The organism is Streptomyces sp. NPDC008238 (genome assembly GCF_042956445.1).
In the GTDB taxonomy this organism is placed as follows: domain Bacteria; phylum Actinomycetota; class Actinomycetes; order Streptomycetales; family Streptomycetaceae; genus Actinacidiphila.
In genome coordinates this window covers 81,540-101,326 of sequence record NZ_JBIBGK010000021.1, presented here as the reverse complement: position 1 = coordinate 101,326, position 19,787 = coordinate 81,540, and the positions used below count along the sequence as shown (strand labels likewise).

Annotated in this window: 19 protein-coding genes and 1 pseudogene; 9 read left to right on the top strand and 11 right to left on the bottom strand. The window is 74.3% G+C overall.

The window, feature by feature from the left end; translation table 11 throughout:
* Positions 1-92: 92 nt before the first annotated feature.
* The gene (idi, locus tag ACFZAU_RS31570) at positions 93-701 is read left to right on the top strand and encodes an isopentenyl-diphosphate Delta-isomerase (RefSeq protein ID WP_499604273.1); all 609 of its coding nucleotides are present in this window, start codon (positions 93-95) and stop codon (positions 699-701) included.
* 23 nt (positions 702-724) lie between these two features.
* Here the strand turns inward: idi and ACFZAU_RS31565 are convergent, their stop codons facing one another.
* A complete protein-coding gene (locus ACFZAU_RS31565) occupies positions 725-1,216 on the bottom strand; it encodes an ATP-binding protein (protein ID WP_499604271.1) in 492 nt (163 codons plus the stop codon).
* A 211-nt stretch (positions 1,217-1,427) separates the two neighbouring features.
* Positions 1,428-2,036, bottom strand: a complete 609-nt coding sequence (locus tag ACFZAU_RS31560; protein ID WP_500554980.1) for an HdeD family acid-resistance protein — start codon at positions 2,034-2,036, stop codon at positions 1,428-1,430.
* A gap of 152 nt (positions 2,037-2,188) precedes the next feature.
* On the opposite strand from ACFZAU_RS31560, the gene ACFZAU_RS31555 reads away from it, so the two are divergent.
* Both ACFZAU_RS31555 and ACFZAU_RS31550 read left to right on the top strand, forming a co-directional pair.
* Positions 2,189-2,968 (top strand): enoyl-CoA hydratase/isomerase family protein, encoded by a 780-nt coding sequence (locus ACFZAU_RS31555; RefSeq protein WP_500554979.1) that lies wholly within the window; start codon positions 2,189-2,191, stop codon positions 2,966-2,968.
* Positions 2,969-3,015: 47 nt separating this feature from the next.
* Positions 3,016-3,677 (top strand): annotated as a pseudogene (locus tag ACFZAU_RS31550) (DUF6928 family protein).
* Between the two features lie 6 nt (positions 3,678-3,683).
* On the opposite strand, the gene ACFZAU_RS31545 reads toward ACFZAU_RS31550, so the two are convergent.
* Positions 3,684-4,367, bottom strand: a complete 684-nt coding sequence (locus tag ACFZAU_RS31545; RefSeq protein WP_500554978.1) for a pyridoxamine 5'-phosphate oxidase family protein — start codon at positions 4,365-4,367, stop codon at positions 3,684-3,686.
* A gap of 164 nt (positions 4,368-4,531) precedes the next feature.
* Here ACFZAU_RS31545 and ACFZAU_RS31540 point away from each other — a divergent pair, with 164 nt between their 5' ends.
* On the top strand, positions 4,532-5,413 hold the full coding sequence (locus ACFZAU_RS31540) for an SCO6745 family protein (protein ID WP_500554977.1): 882 nt from the start codon (positions 4,532-4,534) through the stop codon (positions 5,411-5,413).
* A gap of 76 nt (positions 5,414-5,489) precedes the next feature.
* On the opposite strand, the gene ACFZAU_RS31535 is transcribed toward ACFZAU_RS31540, so the two are convergent.
* A complete protein-coding gene (locus tag ACFZAU_RS31535) occupies positions 5,490-6,383 on the bottom strand; it encodes an EamA family transporter (RefSeq protein ID WP_500554976.1) in 894 nt (297 codons plus the stop codon).
* Between the two features lie 118 nt (positions 6,384-6,501).
* On the opposite strand from ACFZAU_RS31535, the gene ACFZAU_RS31530 reads away from it, so the two are divergent.
* Entirely contained in the window at positions 6,502-7,422 is a 921-nt protein-coding gene (locus ACFZAU_RS31530; RefSeq protein WP_500554975.1) for a LysR family transcriptional regulator, read from the top strand.
* A 35-nt stretch (positions 7,423-7,457) separates the two neighbouring features.
* On the opposite strand, the gene ACFZAU_RS31525 is transcribed toward ACFZAU_RS31530, so the two are convergent.
* The 5 genes from ACFZAU_RS31525 to ACFZAU_RS31505 form a co-directional block, all read right to left on the bottom strand.
* Complete coding sequence (locus ACFZAU_RS31525) at positions 7,458-8,378, bottom strand: DMT family transporter (protein ID WP_499604258.1); 921 nt, start codon at positions 8,376-8,378, stop codon at positions 7,458-7,460.
* A gap of 44 nt (positions 8,379-8,422) precedes the next feature.
* On the bottom strand, positions 8,423-10,489 hold the full coding sequence (locus tag ACFZAU_RS31520) for an FUSC family protein (RefSeq protein ID WP_500554995.1): 2,067 nt from the start codon (positions 10,487-10,489) through the stop codon (positions 8,423-8,425).
* Between the two features lie 266 nt (positions 10,490-10,755).
* Positions 10,756-11,445 (bottom strand): L,D-transpeptidase family protein, encoded by a 690-nt coding sequence (locus ACFZAU_RS31515; RefSeq protein WP_500554994.1) that lies wholly within the window; start codon positions 11,443-11,445, stop codon positions 10,756-10,758.
* 14 nt (positions 11,446-11,459) lie between these two features.
* A complete protein-coding gene (locus ACFZAU_RS31510) occupies positions 11,460-11,948 on the bottom strand; it encodes a glutathione peroxidase (protein ID WP_500554974.1) in 489 nt (162 codons plus the stop codon).
* Positions 11,949-12,067: 119 nt separating this feature from the next.
* Positions 12,068-13,708, bottom strand: a complete 1,641-nt coding sequence (locus tag ACFZAU_RS31505) for an ABC-F family ATP-binding cassette domain-containing protein (protein ID WP_500554973.1) — start codon at positions 13,706-13,708, stop codon at positions 12,068-12,070.
* Between the two features lie 115 nt (positions 13,709-13,823).
* On the opposite strand from ACFZAU_RS31505, the gene ddaH reads away from it, so the two are divergent.
* Both ddaH and ACFZAU_RS31495 read left to right on the top strand, forming a co-directional pair.
* Positions 13,824-14,600, top strand: coding sequence for a dimethylargininase (gene ddaH / locus ACFZAU_RS31500; RefSeq protein ID WP_500554972.1), 777 nt, complete (start codon positions 13,824-13,826; stop codon positions 14,598-14,600).
* Positions 14,601-14,689: 89 nt separating this feature from the next.
* Entirely contained in the window at positions 14,690-15,655 is a 966-nt protein-coding gene (locus tag ACFZAU_RS31495; RefSeq protein WP_499604250.1) for an acyl-ACP desaturase, read from the top strand.
* Positions 15,656-15,710: 55 nt separating this feature from the next.
* On the opposite strand, the gene ACFZAU_RS31490 is transcribed toward ACFZAU_RS31495, so the two are convergent.
* Both ACFZAU_RS31490 and ACFZAU_RS31485 read right to left on the bottom strand, forming a co-directional pair.
* Positions 15,711-16,172 (bottom strand): GNAT family N-acetyltransferase, encoded by a 462-nt coding sequence (locus tag ACFZAU_RS31490; RefSeq protein ID WP_500554971.1) that lies wholly within the window; start codon positions 16,170-16,172, stop codon positions 15,711-15,713.
* Between the two features lie 78 nt (positions 16,173-16,250).
* A complete protein-coding gene (locus ACFZAU_RS31485; protein ID WP_500554970.1) occupies positions 16,251-17,219 on the bottom strand; it encodes an AEC family transporter in 969 nt (322 codons plus the stop codon).
* Positions 17,220-17,417: 198 nt separating this feature from the next.
* On the opposite strand from ACFZAU_RS31485, the gene ACFZAU_RS31480 reads away from it, so the two are divergent.
* Positions 17,418-18,215, top strand: a complete 798-nt coding sequence (locus ACFZAU_RS31480) for a TIGR03084 family metal-binding protein (protein ID WP_500554969.1) — start codon at positions 17,418-17,420, stop codon at positions 18,213-18,215.
* Between the two features lie 20 nt (positions 18,216-18,235).
* On the top strand, positions 18,236-19,774 hold the full coding sequence (locus ACFZAU_RS31475; protein WP_500554993.1) for an acyl-CoA carboxylase subunit beta: 1,539 nt from the start codon (positions 18,236-18,238) through the stop codon (positions 19,772-19,774).
* Positions 19,775-19,787 lie beyond the last annotated feature (13 nt).

Below are 19,787 nucleotides of genomic sequence, written 5' to 3'. Positions count from 1 at the left end.
CGAAGTGTCACCATACGACAACTCGCTGCAACCGCACCGTGCGTCCCCGCGTGAGGCAAACTGAGGTCTTGTCGTCGAAGCAAAGGATGGCCATGCCCACGAGCCCCGCCGCCGACCGGCCCCGCACCCCCGCCGCGGACCCCTCCTCCAACGGTGCCCCGGCACCGATCCTCCTCGAGCTGGTCGACGAGACCGGTGCGACGATCGGCACCGCGGAGAAGCTGTCGGCACACCTGCCGCCGGGGCGGCTCCATAGGGCGTTCTCGGTCTTCCTCTTCGACGGCGAGGGCAGGCTGCTGCTGCAGCGCCGGGCGGCCGGGAAGTACCACTCCCCCGGCGTCTGGTCGAACACCTGCTGCGGCCACCCCTACCCGGGTGAGGCGCCCTTCGTCGCCGCCGCGCGCCGCACCGCCGAGGAGCTCGGCGTGGCGCCCGCGCTGATGCGGGAGGCCGGTACGGTCCGCTACAACCACCCGGACCCCGCGTCGGGCCTGGTCGAGCAGGAGTACAACCACCTCTTCGTCGGCCTGGTGACCGCGCCGCTGGACCCGGACCCGGAGGAGATCGGCGAGACCGCGTTCGTGTCGCCCGCCGGGCTCGCCGCGCTCCGCGCCGAAGGACCGTTCTCGGCCTGGTTCCCGACCGTGCTCGACGCCGCGCTGCCCGCGGTCCGCGAGCTGACGGGCGACGCGGGCTGGTAGTCCCGTCCGCGCCGTCCGTGCGGTCAGTGCACCAGGCCGGGCGGCAGCGGGAGCGCGGCCCAGATGACCTTGCCGCCGGTCGTCGTCTGCTGGACGTCGCACATCCCGCCCGCCTCCGCGGTGACCGTCTTGACCAGCAGCAGGCCGCGCCCGCCGGTGTCGGCGTCGTCGACCTGGAGGGCCTTGGGCCGGTACGGGTGGTTGTCCTCGACGGCCACCCGTACCCAGTCCACGCCCGCGGCGAACTCCACCGCGATCTCCGGCGAGAGCAGCGCGGCGTGCCGCACCGCGTTGGTGACCAGCTCGGAGACGATCAGCAGCAGGCCGTGCAGCAGCTCCTCGGTGACCGGCACGCCCTGGCGGACGATCAGCTCCCGTACGGCGTGCCGGGCCTGCGGCACGGAGGAGTCCAGTGCGGGGGCGGTGAAGCGCCACACGCCCTCGTACGGGCGCGGGACATCCGGCGCCACCGGGGGCACCGGATCGGGGGGCGGGACGCTCCCGCGTACGTCCATGGCGGTCTTCACCCTCGCATTCGCGCGATGCACCCCGCGGTCCCCACGGGCCGCCCACGGCGGCGGCGGGGTCCGCCTCACGGATCGAGTGTCGGCAGGTGGAGGGCCCACCCCGAGCCGCTGACCGTAAATCCGCATCTTTCGACCACGTCCGACCCGGGACGACCGGACGTGTCGGACCGGTGAACCCTCCTGATCCGGCCGTTCCGGTTCACTGACGCGTCAGCGGGGCGTCCCGGGCGTCGGCGACCATGCCGACGATCCGCCGGCCGCCGAGACCGGCGCCGAGCAGCCCCAGCCCGTCGAAGAGCAGCGCCAGCGAGAAGAAGGCGCCGATGACGTAGACGCTGCTGTCCGGCCAGTCGGCGAGGACCAGGATCGCCAGCAGGATGCCGACGGCGCCCTGGATGAGCGTCCAGACCATGTGCGGCCCGCGCACCACCATGCCGCCGAAGAGCCGGAAGATCCCGCCGGTCAGGAAGAGCAGCGCGGCGAACATGGTGAGGGCGGCCGCCGTCTGTTCGGGATTGCGGATCACGACGACCCCGGCGGCGATGTAGAGGGCCGCGACGACCAGGGCGAGCCAGAAGAAGTTGCTGTTGCGGTTCTGCACCGCCTGCACCAGGCCGACGACGCCGCCGACCAGCAGCAGCCAGCCGAAGAGCAGCATCGAGGTGATGGTCGCGAAGCCCACGTAGCACAGCCCGACCAGGCCGCCCACGACCAGGACCGCCCCGAGGGCGGCGACCCAGCCGAAACTGCGCTTGATCCCGGCCTCCGGGGGCTCCGGGCGCCTCTTCCGTCCCTTGAACGGTGCCATGACCGCCGCCTCCTTGCGCTCGTCGGGAGCCAGTCGGGAGCTACAGCTCGTATACCCGATTTGCCGTGGCACGGACCGGGATAGGATCCCCGTCCGGCGGCCTCCGCGATCTCCGCCGCCGGCCGGACGACGACGAGATGAGGGATGCGGGCATGTCCGAGCCGTCCGGACCCGGCCTGCTGGTGCGCACGGTGGGCGCCACCGCCACGGTGACCATCAGCCACCCGGCCAAGCGCAACGCGATGACGGTGGCGATGTGGCGGGAGCTGCCCGCCCTGCTCGACGGCCTCGCGGCGGACCCGGCCGTACGCGTCCTGGTGCTCACCGGGGCCGGTGACACCTTCTGCGCCGGCGCCGACATCTCCGACCTGCGCGACCCGGCGAGTGGTTCCGGCGCTGCGCAGAGCGCGGCCGTGGGCGCGGAGGAGGCCCTCGCGGCGTTCCCCAAGCCGACGCTGGCCGCGATCCGCGGCTCCTGCGTTGGCGGCGGCTGCCAGCTCGCGGCCGCCTGCGACCTGCGGTTCGCCGCGGAGGGGGCGCGCTTCGGGGTCACCCCGGCACGGCTGGGCATCGTCTACCCGGCGTCCTCCACGCGGCGGCTGGTCGGCCTGGTGGGACCGTCGGCGGCGAAGCACCTGCTGTTCTCCGCGGAGCTGATCGACCACGAACGGGCGCTGCGGACCGGGCTGGTGGACGAGGTGCTGGCGGAGGACGCGCTGGACAAGCGGGTCGAGGAGTTCGCTGGGGTGCTGGCCTCCCGTTCGCTGCTGACGCAGGCGGCGGCCAAGGAGTTCACCGCGCCGGAACCCGACCCGGGGCGGGTCGCCCACTGGGCCCGCCAGGCGGAGCGCAGCGAGGAGACGGCCGAGGGCGTGGCGGCGTTCCTGGGGCGCCGCGAGCCCCGCTTCACCTGGACGGTGGGACGCGGCTGAACGCGCCCTGGTGACGCCGGCTCAACGACTCGACACGTGCCCTCCGGGTGTCAGGACCGGTAGCGGATGGCGCGACCGCCGAGCAGCTCCACGACCACCCGCGGGTGGGGCCGACCCGGCTGCCGCGCTGGTCGCCCTGGTTCGCCCGGGCCATCGCGTCGTCGTGGACGACGAAGAGCCGTGGGAACCGGCGATGCGCTCCATCCCCCGAGGGCACCGCCTGCGCGCTGATCGCGCCGGGCCTCGACCTGGTCTGCGACCAGGCGGTCGTGCTCGACCGGCCCTCGCGGCTCCCCGAGCGCCTCGTCACCGCCGGAAGGGGCCGGCGTCTCTACCTGCACGCGATGCACGGCGTCGTCGACTGGCTGGCTTTCGCCGTCTGGGACGACGGGAAGCTCGTCCCCTCCCTGAGCCTGTCCCCGGCGGCGGCGTCATCGAGGACATCGGCGCACCGCTCCCGTTCGAGGTGCCCTACTGCGAAGGGCGGCACCCGGTGGTGCTCTCCCCGCCCTTCGAGGACGACCAGCCGTACCCCCTCCCCTTCCATCCGCTCGCACTGGGCGAGCGGGCGATGCTGGAGTTCTTCGGCTTCTACGTCGAGGGCTTCGCCGACGAGGACGGTCTCCCGGAGCCGGCGGTGGACATCTGGGACGTCGAACCGCACGGCTTCCGGGTCACCGCGACGGCACAGGCCGGGGCCACGGGCTGACGTGCGTCAGCTGCCGGGACCCGGGCCGGCGGGGTCCGACAGGTGCGGAGGCAGGGGCACGCCCGGGCGCAGGGCCGGGTCGGGGACGGGGGTGCCCCGGGTGGTGGTGAGGGGCAGGACGCCCGCCCACACGGGGAGCGCGGCGTCGGGCCCGTCGCCGTCGTCGGGCGGGCCCGTGCGGAGCTTGACCGAGGCCTCGTCGGTGGCCAGCGCGAGCAGGGTCGTCGCGGCGAGTTCGCGACGGTCCGGCCGGCGGGCGTGGTCCCACTGCCCGGGGGCGCACTGCTCGGTCAGCACGCGCAGTCCGTGCAGCTTCTCCTCGGGGTCGGTGACGGTGCGGGGCGTGCCGAGGACCATCGCGCTGCGGTAGTTGACCCCGTGCTCGAAGACGGAACGGGCCAGGACCAGGCCGTCGACGTGGGTCACGGTGACGCACACCGGGGCGCCCGGGGCCTGGCGCAGACTGCGGCTCGCCACGGAGCCGTGCAGGTAGAGGGTGCCCGCGGCGGCGTCGTACCCGTAGACGGTGGGCAGTGGCAGCGGCGTGCCGTCGACGACGACGGCGAGGTGGCAGACGAAGCCCGCGCCCAGCACGGCGTCCAGGTCGTCACGGGCGACGCTGCCCTGCTCGCGGAGGCGGCGGTGGCGGGTGCGGTCGGTTACGCGGAGGGTGCGGTCGGGGGCTGGCACGGGGCCTCCGGGGGTCGTGGCTACTGGGCGCCGAGGCTAGCCATATCGGCATCCCGCCGCCACACTTTCCGCGGAATCGGTGGCAGTATCCGTCCGAGCGACGGATTCGGTGTTTCACGGAGCCGGGCCTCGGCGACATGCCGACCGGTCGGTAACCTGCTGTCATGACCGCCACCGTCCCCGCCCCCGCGCTGGAACCGCGCGCGGGCCGGCGCTGCCACAACAGCCTCAACCCCCTGCACTCGGTCGTGTACTTCTCACCCGAGTACGACCGCGAGCTCACGGCACTCGGCCTGGAGCGCGGCGCCATGGCCTACTTCGCCGGGCGGGCCGCCCCGCTGGGCGCCGTCGCGGCGGGGACGGTCACCGCCACCTTCTACAACTTCAACCACGCGATCATCGCCCCGGTCATCCCGCGCGCCTGGGACGTCGCGACCCCGGAGGTGGTCCTCGCGGCCCGGCTGCGCGTCGCGGACGCCGTCCTGACGCGGCTGCTGGGGCTGGAGATCATCGGTTCCGCCGACCTCGCCGACGCCGCACGCCTGGCGCTGCGGGCCACCGAGGCCTGCACGCGTGAGGCCAGGCCGCTGTACGCCGCGAACGCGGACCTGACCGTGCCGGAGCCGCCGCACCTGACGCTGTGGCACGCCGCCACCCTGCTGCGGGAGCACCGGGGCGACGGGCACCTCGCCGCCCTGGCCGCGGCCGGCCTGAACGGGCTGGAGGCCCTGGTGACCCACACGGCCACCGGCAAGGGCTTCAGCCCCGGCTTCGTCCAGCGCAGCCGCGGCTGGTCCGCCGAGGACTCGGCCGCGGCCCAGGACGGGCTCCGCGAGCGGGGCCTCCTCGACGCGGCGGGCGAGCTCACGGACCGCGGCGTCGAACTGCGCCGTGAGATCGAGGGCGTGACCGACCACCTCGACCGCGCCCCCTACGAGCACCTCGGCGCCGCCGCGGTCGACCGCCTCACCTCCCTCGCCGGCGCCCTCACCCACCGCGTCCTGGGCAACGGCGGCTTCCCCCTGCAGCACTTCGGCAAGGGCTGACGGCACGGCTCACCCCGAGCCCGGCGCCGTGGAGGCTGTCGACGGGCGGTGTCGACACATCGACACAACACCGGGGTCAGGGCGCGGGGGCCGCCGGGGCGGGGTCGGGTGTCCCGCTGCGGGTGACCTCGCGGGCGGGGTGGTCCGCCGCGCGTTTCTCGCCCCGGGCGGCGCCGATCCCGGCGACGACGACCAGAGCCGTCCCCGCCGCCTGCAGGCCGGTGGGGACCTGCGAGACCAGCACCATCGCGGCGAGCAGACTGACCGCGGGTTCCATGCCCGCGAGGGTTCCGTATGCGGTCGTGCCGATCCGCTGGAGGGCCTTCATCTCCAGCAGGAAGGGCACCAGCGGCATCAGGACGGCGATGCCCGCGACCGCCGCCACGACCGGCCACGTGGCGCCCGACACCACGCCAGGCGCGCCGAAGGGCGCGGTGAACACCGTGGCGACGCCGAGGGAGACGGCGAGGCCGTGCTGCGCCGGGAAGCGGCTTCCGACGTGCTGGGTGCCGATCACGTACAGCGCCCAGCACCCGCCTGAGGCGACGCCGAAGAGGACGCCCACCACGTCGGCGCCGCCCTGCCACGGGGAGGTGAGGCACAGGACGCCGACTGCCGCGAGCAGCAGCCAGGCGAGTTCGCGGCGCTGCCGCAGCGAGGCGACGGCGACGGCCAGCGGCCCGAGGAACTCCAGGGCGGTCGCCGTGCCCAGGGGGATGCGTGCGGCGGCCTCCGAGAAGAGCAGCATCATGGCGCCGCTGACCGCGCCGAGCAGGACGACCGCCGCCAGGTCGCGGCGCGGTGCGGCACGCAGCGCGGGCCAGAGCGAGCGGCCGGTGAAGGCGAGCAGCAGCAGGGCGGCGAAGCCGACGCGCAGCCACGTGGTGCCGGCCGGGCCGATGTCGTCGAAGAGTTCCGTCGTCAGGGCGCTGCCGGTGTGCAGGACGGTCATCGCGGCCAGGATCAGCACGGCACCAGGTATGCGGTGCGACGTAAAATTATGCGGCGGGAACACGGCACCCATTGGATACGGCGCCGGTTGTTTCTGTCCACGAGTCATTGGCGGACGCATTGTTTACGATCGGTGGATGATCGAGACGTCCGGCCAGCTCCCCGACCTCGGCCGGCTGCGCCTGCTGGTGGAGCTGAGCCGCCTGGGCACCATGGCGGCCGTCGCCGAGCGCACCGGGTACGGCACCTCGGCGGTCTCCAAGCACCTCGCCGTCCTGGAGCAGGAGGTCGGCACGCGGCTGCTCACCCCGGTCGGCCGCCGTGTGCGGCTGACGCCGGCGGGCGAGCGCCTGGTCGCGCACGCCGTGGGGATCCTCGCGGCGGTCGAGGAGGCCCGGGCCGAGCTGCGCGGGGAGTCCGGCCCGGCCGGCCGGGTGCGGCTGGCGAGCTTCGTCAGCGCCGTCGAGCCCACGGTCGTGCCCGCGATCGGGCGGCTGCGCGCGGAGCACCCGCGCGTCGAGGTGCAGCTGTACGAGCACGAGCCGGAGCAGACCCTCGCGCTGCTGCTGTCCGGGGACGTCGACCTCGGCATCGTCTACGACTACAGCCTGGTGCCGCGCCCGGTGCCGGACGGCCTCGGCGCCCGGCAGTTCGCCACGCAGCCGATGGTGCTGCTGCTGCCGGACGGGCACCCCGGCGACCCGGGACCGGGCGGGCCGGTGCCGCTGTCCGGGCTGGGCAGGCTGTCCGGGGCGGGGTGGATCACCAACTCGCGCGGCAGCGACGACGACGAGCTGGTGCAGCGGGTGTGCGCGATGGCCGGCTTCACCCCGCGGATCGTCCACCGGGTCGACAGCCTGCACCTGGTCAACCTGCTCACCGGAGCGGGGCTCGGTGTGGCGCTGCTCGCCGAGTCGGGGGTGGAACGGCAGCGCGACGACGTGGTGACCCGGCCGCTGGACCCGCTGGTGGGCACGCGGCGGCACTTCCTGGTGGCGCGTGCCGGTCAGTGGTCGTGGCCCCCCATCGCGACGGTCGCCCGGCTGCTCACGGGGTGAGCGGGCCGGGCGACCGGTGAACGGGGATCAAGGGGTCAGCGGACGACCCTGACGGGTTCCTCGCCGGATCCGCCGGCGGAGCCCGCCGCGTCCTTCCGGGACGTACCGTGCGCGCACGGCATCGCCGGATGGCGGCCGAGCAGCACGACGCCCACCGCGATCGCGGCGAGCCCCGCCGCCTCCCAGGCCAGCGCGCCGGGCGTGACGCGTACGCGGTCGCCGAGGAAGCCGACGCCGCAGGCGATCCCGGCCAGCGGCTGGGCGGCGGTCAGCGCGGGCAGCGACATGCGCAGCGGGGCCGTCTCGAAGGCGCTCTGCACGAGCATCAGCCCGGTCAGGCCCATGACGACGACGGCGTACGGCTGCCAGTGCACGAGGAGCGAGCCGACGCCCTCGTCCTGGGCGACCTGGCCGGAGATCCGGGTCAGGGCGTCCTGGAGGCCGTAGAGCAGGCCCGCGGCGAGCGCGAGGACCGTCGCCTCGGGTGACGGGCGCAGCCGGCGTGCGCAGGCGACCAGGAGCAGCGCCAGGCCGACGACGACGCCGACCACCAGCCAGTGGCGCAGCGCCCCCGCGGGTGGCCCGCCGCCGGAGGGACGGCCGGCCACGATGAACGCCGTCACTCCGAGCGCCAGCAGCGCCACGCCCGACCAGCCGTGCCACCCGAGTCTCTGCCCGGTGAGGCGGCGCGAGAGCGCCATCGCGAACAGCAGGTTGGTCGCGGTCAGCGGCTCGACGAGGGAGACCTCGCCCTTGGTGAGCGCGAGTGCGCTGAGCAGCATGCCGCAGATCATCAGGAGGACGCCGAGCAGCCACTGTGGCATCCGCATGAGGTCCAGCAGCAGTCTGAAGGAGAGGAAGTCGGACAGCGGAGCGCGCTGGGCGGCGAGCTGCTGGAGGACGAAGCCGAGCCCCAGACAGCAAGCGGCCCCCACCCCGAGCAGGAATACGGCCACCTCGTCAACCTCCCGGTGTCGCCGACTGGCCCGACCTTAGCCCCTCACCCGTCTTGATCGCGACGATTGTCCGCCCCTGGTTCCCGGCCGCCGGCGGGCACGGTCACGGCGGGGTGCCCCGTGGTGCCCCCGCCCCGCGCGGGCAGGGGCAGGAGCGCCACGAGGCGGCGGATGAGGTGCAGCTCGGTGACGACGTCGGTGACGGTCTCGCACTCCGGGGCCGCGGGGAGCTCCGGGAAGTCCGTGAACGCGCCCCGGCCGTCGAGGGTGTCGGCGACCGCCGTCAGCGCGGCGACCACCTGGGCTCCCTCGCGGGGCGAGGGACGCGGGGCGCCTTGCTCCATTCGGACGACGCATGCGGTGGTCGCGTCCACGATCCGTTCGGAGGCGGCGACCACCCGGAACCAGTCGCCGTTCCCGCCGTGCCGGGAGGGCAGCTCGGCGGCGAGGGTCTCGGCGGCGGCGCGGGCCTCGCCCAGGGCGCTGTAGGCCGCCCGGCGCAGCACCCTGCGTTCCTCGGGCCGCTCGCCTGCGGGCACGGTCAGGACGTGCTCGAGGTAGTCGCGCGTGCGCCGCTGGGCGACGGCCAGCAGGTGACCGACCCGTGCGGTGGGGTCGGTGAGCCGTGGCAGGTGGCCCACGACGACGACGATGGCGCAGGCGATCGCGGTGTCCAGCAGCCTGGTCAGGGCCGCCTGGGTGTCGCCTCCGACCCAGACGAAGGCCAGCACCATGATCGTGACGACGGTGGTCTGCAGCGCGAAGTGGCGGGCCGCGAAGGGCAGGAGCGCGCCCGCCACGCAGGCGCAGACCGCGGTCCACCAGATCCCGCCGCCCAGGGGCGCGGCGAGCGCGGCGAAGACCAGGACGCCGAGGACCGTGCCGAGGAAGCGGTTGACGACCCGGGAGAACAGCGGGCCGATGTCGGGCTTCACGAGGAACGCGGCCGTGAGCGGCAGCCAGTACCAGTGGTCCGCGCGCAGGGCCAGGGCCACGGCCGCACTCGCGGTGACGCACACCGCGACCTTCAGTCCGTACTCGCGGCCCACGGGTCCGAGGACGCGCCGGCGCAGCATCGGGACCGACCCGCGGGCGGGGAGCGGCGCGGCGTCCTCGGGGCGGTCCGCGGCGGGAACCGTACGGGCGAAGACGGCGGCGGCGTGCTGCGTCATGGCGTCGAACGCGGCGCGGGCCGCGGTGGTCGTCCCCGGCGCCGGGAGCGGGCCGGGCGGCGTTCCCGTCCGCACCGCCAGGGCCAGCCGCCGGGGGCCGTCCCCGGTGCGGGGCGGCAGGGGCCGGGCCTCCCAGAGCAGGGCCGCGGCGGCGTCCGTCAGCTCGGTGGCCACGCCGAAGCGCTCCGCGAGCAGCACTTCCTCGGGGCTCGCCGTCCGGCGCAGCAGCCGCCGGCTCAGCCGGCGCAGCCGGACGGCCTCGTCGCCGCGGTCCAGGGCGGCGCTGAGCCGCCGCCGCGCGGCCTCCGCGCCAGGGCCGCCGACGGCGTCGAGGGCGTCCGCGAGGGCGTCGAAGATCCGGGCCAGCGAGGCGCGCTCGCCGTCCAGCGCGCCGACCGCCGAACGGGGCGGGCGCAGGACGAGCCGCAGCAGGAGCAGCCAGCCCGCCCCGGCGAGGAAGCACAGCGCCTTGAAACCGGGGCCGCCGGGCAAGGACAGTCCCATCCCGAGCACGGTGGCGGCCAGCCCCTGCATGGCGGCCCGCGAGCAGACCGGGCCGACCACGCTGACCGCGCCCGAGGCCGCGCCCGCGGCGAACAGCACCGGCAGCACCCACCAGCCGGTCAGCGCCTGCTGCGTCAGAGCCCCCACCAGCACCCCGAGCGCGGCCACGAGGGCGGGCAGCCCGATGTGGACGACGCCCGTCCTGCGGGTGCCCGGCAGGTCGTTGAAGCCCGCGAACAGCGCCCCGAGCCCGGCCATCACCCCGATCTCGACGTGTCCCAGCCCGATCCCCACCGCGAGCAGCGGCCCCGCCGCGAGTCCCCCGCGCAGCACGGCCGGCCAGGGCACCGGCCCCCGCTGCCAGCGCAGTGGATGGGCCAGCCAGGACGGCAGGGCGACGGGTCGGCGGCCGGGGCCACGGGGCAGCACGGGCATCCTCACGGGACGAGAACGATCTCGGCGGCGGGCAAAGACACAGGCGGGCGGGGGTGTCGCGCCGTCGCCTCCGCTTCCTCAGCCTATCGGCCGCGGCCTCCCCGGTCCGGCCCCGGGCCCTGGCGGCCCGCGTGCGGGTCCCCCGGGCCGCGGCACTCCCCCGGCCGCCGGACCGGGAAGGGCCGCATCGTCCGGGCAGCCCGCGGTACGGAAGGGCGCGGGCCGAGCCGCGGAGCCGCTCCGGCGACAGGCGACCGGCGACCGGCCTAGTAGCGCGTGACCGCGGTCGCGCCCGACTCGGTGCCGATGGCGATGTGGGGGTACCGGTCCGGGTCGGCCCAGGCCAGGACGCGACGCATGGCGTCCGCCGGGACGGAGACGCAACCCGCCGTGGCGGCGCGGCCGTTCACGTGGAGGAAGATCCCGGCGCCGCGTCCGCGGACCGGGGTGCGGTAGTTGAAGCCGATGACGAGGGCGTGCGCGTACTGCTTCCCGAAGTCGGCGAGGTGCTCGGACTCCTCGGGGGCGCAGTCCTCGGGCAGGGGTTCGGCCCAGCGGTTGTAGGAGTCCGAGGCGTTGTCCTGGCACCACCAGGAGTCCTCGGTGACCGGCAGGTACCGGGTCGTCGTACCGGGAGGCGCCGGTTCGGTGCCGAACGCGAACGGCAGGTCGTACAGGCCGGTCGGGGTGGTCGAGGTGTCCTGCACCCGGTTCCCGCCCTCGACGAGGCCGCCCCCGCCGAAGCGGGCGGCCGCGGATCCCGCGGCGGCCCAGCGGCCGTCGCGGCGGTCCCACCAGGTCAGGGTCCCGGTGGTGGCCCCCGGGGAGGCAGCGACGGCGGTGATCAGTTGGGTGCCGCCGCCGGTGTCCGTCATCCGGTCCGGCAGCGCGGGCGGTGCCCAGGGCACCGCTGCCGCCGTGCCGGCCACGACGGCCGGCACGGCGAGGCGCGTCAGTGCCGCGCGCAGGCTCAAGCGGGGAGGTGCGCCTCGATGGCGGCGACGACCTCGTCGGCCTCGGGCTCGGTGCGGGGGCGGAAGCGGCCCACCACCCGGCCGTCGGCGGCGACGAGGAACTTCTCGAAGTTCCACTGCACGTCGCCCGCCTGGCCCTCGGCGTCGGCGGTCTCGGCCAGCGCCGCGTACAGCGGGTGCCGGTCGTCACCGTTGACGTCGGACTTCTCGAAGAGCGGGAAGCTCACGCCGTAGGTCGCGGAGCAGAAGGTGGCGATCTCCTCGGCCGTGCCCGGCTCCTGGCCCGCGAACTGGTTGCTGGGGACGCCCAGGACGGTGAACCCGCGGTCGGCATACCGCTTCTGCAGCCGCTCCAGGCCCTCGTACTGCGGGGTCAGACCGCACTTGGAGGCCACGTTGACGATCAGCAAAGCCTTGCCCCGGTGGTCGCCGAGGGAGGCGGGCTCCCCGGTGAGGGTCCGCAGCGGGATGTCGTAGATGCTCACGTCGTTGTCTCTCCTCGTTCGGGCGTGGACTGACCACAGGTCGTCCATTCAACCCCGGTCACGTTGCCGATCTTCCCACGGGAGGGGGCTCCGGGCGCGACCGCGACCGCCGTCCGGCGTCAGTGCTCGGTGACGCGGCCGGAGTCGACCCGGATGCGGCGGGTGGTGCGCACGGCCTCCAGCATGCGGCGGTCGTGGGTGACCAGCAGCAGGGTGCCGTCGTAGGAGGCGAGCGCCGACTCCAGCTGCTCGATGGCGGGCAGGTCGAGGTGGTTGGTGGGCTCGTCCAGGACGAGGAGGTTGACGCCGCGGCCCTGCAGGAGGGCGAGCGCGGCCCGGGTGCGCTCCCCGGGGGAGAGGGTGGCGGCGGGACGCAGTACGTGGGCGGCCTTGAGGCCGAACTTGGCCAGCAGCGTGCGCACGTCGGCGGGGGCCGTGTCGGGGACCTCGGCGCCGAAGGCGTCCATCAGCGACTCGCCGCCGTGGAACAGCTTGCGGGCCTGGTCGACCTCGCCGACGACGACGCCGGGGCCGAGGTGGGACGCGCCCGCGTCGAGGGGCACCCGGCCCAGGAGGGCGGCCAGGAGGGTCGACTTGCCGGAGCCGTTGGCGCCGGTGATGGCGACCCGGTCCGCCCAGTCGACCTGCAGGTCGACCGGCCCGAGGGTGAACTCCGGGCCGCGGCGGACCTCCGCGCCGCGCAGCGTGGCGACGACCGCGCCCGCGCGGGGCGCGGCGGCGATCTCCATGCGCAGCTCCCACTCCTTGCGGGGCTCCTCGACGACGTCGAGCCGTTCGATCATGCGCTGGGTCTGCCGGGCCTTGGCGGCCTGCTTCTCCGTTGACTCCGAGCGCAGCTTGCGACCGATCTTGTCGTTGTCGGTCGCCTTGCGGCGGGCGTTGCGGACGCCGTGCTCCATCCAGTTGCGCTGCATGCGGGCACGGGACTCCAGGCCCGCCTTGGTGTCGGCGTAGTCCTCGTAGGCCTCGCGGGCGTGCCGCCGGGCGGTCTCGCGCTCCTCCAGGTAGGAGGCGTAGCCGCCGCCGTAGGTGTTGACCTCCTGCTGGGCGAGGTCGAGTTCGACGACGCGGTTGACGGTGCGGGTCAGGAACTCGCGGTCGTGGCTGACCAGGACGGTGCCCGCCTTGAGGCCCCTGACGAAGGTCTCCAGGCGCTCCAGGCCGTCCAGGTCGAGGTCGTTGGTGGGCTCGTCCAGCAGGAAGACGTCGTACCGGCTCAGCAGCAGGGACGCCAGGCCCGCGCGGGCGGCCTGCCCGCCGGAAAGGGCCGTCATGGGCGTGTCGAGGCCGACGCCGAGGCCGAGCCCCTCGCCCACCTCCTCGGCCCGTTCGTCGATGTCCGCGCCGCCGAGGGCGAGCCAGCGCTCCAGGCCGTCGTTGTAGGCGTCGTCCGCGCCGGGCGTCCCGTCGACCAGCGCCTGGGTGGCGGTATCGAGCGCGGCCTGGGCGGCGGCCACTCCGGTGCGCCGGGCGAGGAAGGCCCGTACGGTCTCGCCCGGGCGGCGATCGGGTTCCTGCGGGAGGTGGCCGACGGTCGCGGTGGGCGGGCTGAGCCGCAGCTGCCCCTGCTCGGGCGCGCTCAGGCCCGCGAGCAGGCGCAGCAGCGTCGACTTACCGGCACCGTTGGCCCCGACCAGACCGATGACGTCGCCGGGGGCGACGACGAGGTCGAGTCCGGAGAACAGGACGCGGTCCCCGTGGCCTGCGGCGAGATCCTTGACGACAAGAGTGGCACTCATCAGGCTGCTGATGCTATCGCCCCGCAGGCCCGCGCCCCGCGGCCCGGACCCACCGCGGCCGCTGCGCACCGCCCGGTGCGGCCGGGGGCCGCCCCGTCCAGGGAGGGAACGTACCGTGCCGAGCAGGAAGGCCCTCGTCCGCCCTCCCGGCCCGCGGCTCGCCGAAGGGCTGGTGACCCACCTCGCGCGCTCCCCTGTCGATCCCGGGCTCGCCGTGCGCCAGTGGGAGGGGTACGTGGCGGCGCTGTGCGCCCACGGCTGGGAGACGGTGGAGGTGCCGGCGGCCGACGACTGCCCGGACGCCGTCTTCGTGGAGGACGCGGTGGTCGTCTTCCGCGGCGTCGCGCTGCTGGCCCGGTCCGGTGCCCCCTCCCGGCGCCCGGAGACGGCCGGGGCCGAGGAGGCGGTCACGGCGCTGGGGCTCCGGGTCGAGCGGGTGCGCGCGCCGGGCACGCTGGACGGCGGGGACGTGCTCAAGTCCGGCGACACCGTGTACGTGGGGCGGGGCGGGCGGACCGACGCCGAGGGGGTGCGGCAGCTGCGGTCGGCGTTCGAGCCCCTGGGAGCCCGGGTGGTGGCCGTACCCGTCACCAAGGTGCTGCACCTGAAGTCCGCGGTGACGGCGCTGCCCGACGGCACGGTCATCGGGTACCCGCCGCTGGTTGACGACCCGTCGGCTTTCTCCAGGCTCCTTCCGGTTCCGGAGGAGCCGGGCGCGCACGTGGTGCTGCTCGGCGGCGGCCGGCTGCTGATGGCGGCGAGCGCGCCGCGCACCGCGGAACTCCTGGCCGGCATGGGATATGAGCCCGTTTTGGTGGACATCGGCGAGTTCGAGAAGCTCGAGGGATGTGTGACCTGCCTGTCCGTCCGCCTGCGGGAGCCGTACGTCTGACGGCGGGTTGCCTTTTGAGTGGCACCTAACCTACGGTTTCGTAACTTACGATTCCGTAGGCACCCTCAGCGAGCCCTCAGGAGCCCAGCGTGACCATTGCCCCGTCCCAGAGCACCGGATCGGAAGCATGGAGCGACACCAGGCTGCTGTACGCCTTGGAAGAGGTCGTCGAGACCGAGATCAACCGTCACCTGACGGCGGCCAAGGAGTGGATGCCCCACGAGTACGTTCCGTGGAGCCAGGGGCGTGACTTCGACGGGCTGATGGGCGGCGAGGCCTGGGCGCCCGAGCAGTCGAAGGTCACCGAGATCGGCCGGATATCGCTGGTGGTCAACCTCCTCACGGAGGACAACCTTCCCAGCTACCACCACGAGATCGCCACCCTCTTCGGCCGGGACGGCGCGTGGGGCACCTGGGTCCACCGCTGGACCGCGGAGGAGGGCCGGCACGCCATCGTCATGCGCGACTACCTGCTCACCACGCGGGCGGTCGACCCGGTGGAGCTGGAGCGGCTGCGGATGCGTCACATGTCGGACGGCTTCGAGTCCGACAACGCGCACAGCATGCTGCACTCGGTGGCGTACGTGGCCTTCCAGGAACTGGCCACCCGCATCTCGCACCGCAACACCGGCCGCGAGTCGGGCGACCCGTTGTGCGAGCGCATGCTGGCGCGGATCGCGACCGACGAGAACCTGCACATGGTCTTCTACCGCAACCTGCTGGCGGCGGCGCTGCAACTGGCGCCGGACCAGACGATGCAGGCCATCCGCGACGTGGTCGTCGGCTTCCGGATGCCGGGGCACGGAATGCCCGGTTTCGAGCGTTCCGCGGCGCGGATCGCCATCGGTGGCATCTACAACCTCCGCATCCACCACGACGACGTGCTCCAGCCCGTGCTGCGGCACCTGAAGGTGCTGGAGACGCCGGGACTGGGCGCCGAGGGCCTGAAGGCACAGGAGGAGCTGGGCTTCTTCATGGGCGAACTGGACAGCCAGGCCCGCAAGTTCGAGGAGCGCAGGGACGCGCTGCTGGCCCGGCGGGCCGCCCGCGCCTGACCGGCCCGTCCGCACGGTGGGCGCCTCCCTGGAGGCGCCCACCGTCGCGGGGCGGTCAGCCCGCCACCATGGCGACGTCCGACACCATCCAGATCAGGCGCTCCCCGTCGTGCTCGAACCCGTGCCGGCTCACCATGCCCATTCGCAGGTAGAACCCCTCGGCCCGCGGGTCCGCGCCGACCCCGAGCAGACGCGCCTCCAGCGCGACCGCCCGCCGTACCAGGTCGTCCCACAGCAGGCGCCCGACCCCGGTGCCGATGAACGGGCGGTCGACGAACAGCAGCCCGATCCCCAGGTAGTCCGCGTGCTCGTTGAACGTGTAGAAGCCGATGGGCACCCCGCCCCTCGCGGCGACCGTGACGTGCCGTGCGGCGATGTCCGTCGCCTGGAGCCTCGGCGTCACATCGGGGACGTCCGCCACGCGGCCACCCACCCAGTGCGACCTCGACCGCAGCACCAGCGCGTCCAGGAACAACAGTTCCTCCGGGCGCGCCGGGCGGACCACGACGCCTTCCATGCCACGAGCGTGCCAGGACGGAGGCCGTGAGCCACCGGTTTTCCCGCTCCCCACGCGCGCGGGCGCCGGCGGCGGCGCTTAGTTCCAGGCGTGCGCAGGGCCGAGGATCCAGGCCGCGGCGGAGAGCGTCACCATCGAGAGCAGCGTGGAGACCATGACCGCGTCGCGGGCGAGGGCCGTGCTCAGGTCGTACTGGCGGGCGTAGACGAAGACGTTCTGGGCGCTCGGCAGCGCGGAGAGGATCACCACCGCGAAGAGCTGATGCGCCGGCAGGTGCAGGACGAGGCTGCCGACCGCGAACGCGGCCAGGGGCTGGACGAGGGTTTTGATCAGGACGGTGGCACCGACCTCCGCCCGGAACGCCGTGCCCGTGGCGGGCGGGCGGCCGTGCAGCGACATGCCCAGGGTGATCAGCGCGGTCGGCACGCCCGCCCCGCCGAGCAGCCCGATCGAGTGACCGAGCGCGGTGGGCAGCCGCCAGCCGGCCGCGGACACCACGCAGCCGAGGGCGGCGCCCAGGATGACCGGGGTGCGCAGCGGCACCAGGAGCAGGCGGGCGGCACCGCCGCCTCCCCGCCGCCGCCCGGCGGCACCACCGGTGCCCGCGTCGAGGACGGTCAGGATCACCGGGGTCACCAGCAGCACCTGGAACAGCAGCACCGGGGCGACGAACGAGGCGTCGCCGAGCAACTGCACCGCGACCGGGATGCCGAGGTTGGCGGAGTTGACGTATCCGGCCGCCATGCCACCGATCGCCTGGTCGGGCAGACGCCGTCCGAAGAGCCACCGGCTGACGGCGAACCCGAGCAGGCACGCCAGGGCCGTGCCGGCCGCGAAGGCGATCACGGACGTGTTCGCGAAGGCGTCCAGGGGCGTGCCGGCGACCATGGTGAACAGGGCGGCCGGCATCGCGACGTGGAAGACGAACCGCCCCAGCACGGACTCCGCCTGCGGTCCCAGCAGTCCGGTGCGGCCCACCACGTAGCCTGTCGCACTGAGCGCCCATATGGGGACGAAACCGGATAGCAGTGGTGGCAGGGCGTGCATGGGACCTCGGGTTGTCCGGTGGGCCGTCGGGCGCCGTCCCGGGGTCTCCGGGGCGGCCCGGAGCAGTCAACCAGGTGGTCGCACGCCCGCCGCCCGGCCCGTGCGAAAAATCATGCAAGCACGCTTGATTGTTTCCGGTCGCGGTGCCAGCCTGTGACGCGCACGGCTTCGCTGACGCTGCGTCATTCAGGGGGACCCTTGTCCGACCCCACACCCGTACTGGACGACCTTCGGGACGAGAGCGAGGGCCTGGACGCCCTGGTCGCGCCGCTCCCGCAGAACGCCTGGGCGACGCCGACGCCCGCCCCGGGCTGGACGGTGGCGCACCAGATCGCCCATCTGGCCTGGACCGACCGGCAGTCCGTGCTGGCGGTCACCGATCCGGAGGGCTTCGGCTCCGTGGTGGAGAAGGCCGCCGCCGCGATCGGCACCTTCGTCGACGACGGCGCCGCGGAGGGGGCGGCGCTCCCGCCAGCCGAACTGCTCGCGCGGTGGCGCTCGGGGCGGGCGGAACTGCAGGCCGCGCTGCGGGCGCAGCCGCCCGGGACGCGGTTCCCGTGGTTCGGGCCGCCGATGAGCGCCGCCTCCATGGCCTCGGCCCGGCTCATGGAGAGCTGGGCGCACGGCGAGGACGTCGCGGACGCCCTCGGCGTACGGCGTGCGCCGAGCGCGCGCCTGCGGCACGTGGCACGGATCGCCGTACGGGCCCGCGACTACGCGTACGCCGTCAACGGGCTGACCCCGCCCGCCGGGGAGTTCCGGGTGGAACTGACCGCCCCCGACGGCACGCTGTGGGCGTACGGCCCGCAGGACGCCGCGCAGCGCGTCACAGGCCCGGCGCTCGACCTGTGCCTGCTGGCGACCCGCCGCAGGCACCGTGCCGACCTGGCCGTGCGCGCCGAGGGCGTGGACGCCGACCGCTGGCTGGACATCGCCCAGGCGTTCGCCGGACCGCCGGGGGCGGGGCGCGCACCGGGCCAGGGAGGAACGGCGTGAACACCGAGAACCGCACGACCATGCTGGAGCGCCTCGCCGAACTGTCGGCCGAGCACGAGAAGGCGCTCGCCGGCGGCGGCCCCAAGTACGTGGACCGACACCGGTCGCGCGGGAAGCTGACCGCGCGCGAGCGGGTGGAGCTGCTGCTGGACCAGGACAGCCCGTTCCTGGAGCTGTCGCCGCTCGCGGCCTGGGGCAGCGACTACCCGGTGGGCGCGTCGCTGGTGACCGGGATCGGCGTGATCGAGGGCACCGAGTGCGTGATCACCGCCAACGACCCCACGGTGCGCGGCGGGGCGAGCAACCCGTGGACGCTGAAGAAGGCCCTGCGGGCCAACGAGATCGCGCTCGCCAACCGGCTCCCGCTGGTCAACCTCGTGGAGTCGGGCGGCGCGGACCTGCCCAGCCAGAAGGAGATCTTCATCCCGGGCGGCGCGCTCTTCCGCGACCTGACCCGGCTGTCGGCGGCCGGCATCCCCACCGTCGCCGTCGTGTTCGGCAACTCGACGGCCGGCGGCGCGTACGTCCCCGGGATGTCCGACCACGTGATCATGGTCAAGGAGCGCTCCAAGGTGTTCCTCGGCGGCCCGCCGCTGGTGAAGATGGCCACCGGCGAGGAGAGCGACGACGAGTCGCTGGGCGGCGCCGACATGCACGCGCGGGTCTCCGGGCTCGCGGACTACTTCGCGCCGGACGAGCCCGGCGCGCTGCGCACCGCCCGGCGGGTGGTGGCACGCCTCAACTGGCGCAAGCAGGGCCCCGCCCCGGCCGCCGCATACGAGCCGCCGCGCCACGACGAGGACGGGCTGCTGGACATCGTCCCCGCCGACCTGAAGACGCCCTTCGACCCGAGGGACGTCATCGCGCGGGTCGTGGACGGCTCGGAGTTCGACGAGTTCAAGCCGCTGTACGGGCCGAGCCTGGCCACCGGCTGGGCGCAGGTGCACGGCTATCCCGTCGGGATCCTGGCCAACGCCCAGGGAGTGCTGTTCAGCGCCGAGTCGCAGAAGGCGGCGCAGTTCATCCAGCTCGCCAACCAGCGCGACGTCCCGCTGCTGTTCCTGCACAACACCACCGGCTACATGGTGGGGCGCGAGTACGAGCAGGGCGGCATCATCAAGCACGGCGCCATGATGATCAACGCGGTGTCCAACTCGCGGGTGCCGCACATCTCGGTGCTGATGGGCGCCAGTTACGGTGCCGGGCACTACGGCATGTGCGGCCGGGCGTACGACCCGCGCTTCCTGTTCGCCTGGCCCAGCGCCAAGTCGGCCGTCATGGGGCCCGCGCAACTCGCGGGCGTGCTGTCCATCGTGGCGCGGCAGTCGGCGGCCGCCCGGGGCCTGCCCTTCGACGAGGAGGCCGCCGCCGGGCTGCGGGCGATGGTGGAGCAGCAGATCGAGTCCGAGTCCCTGCCGATGTTCCTGTCGGGGCGGCTGTACGACGACGGGGTGATCGACCCGCGCGACACCCGCACGGTGCTCGGCCTGTGCCTGTCGGCGGTCCACAGCGCACCGGTCGAGGGCGCCCGCGGCGGCTTCGGCGTCTTCCGGATGTGAGGAGCACCTGACC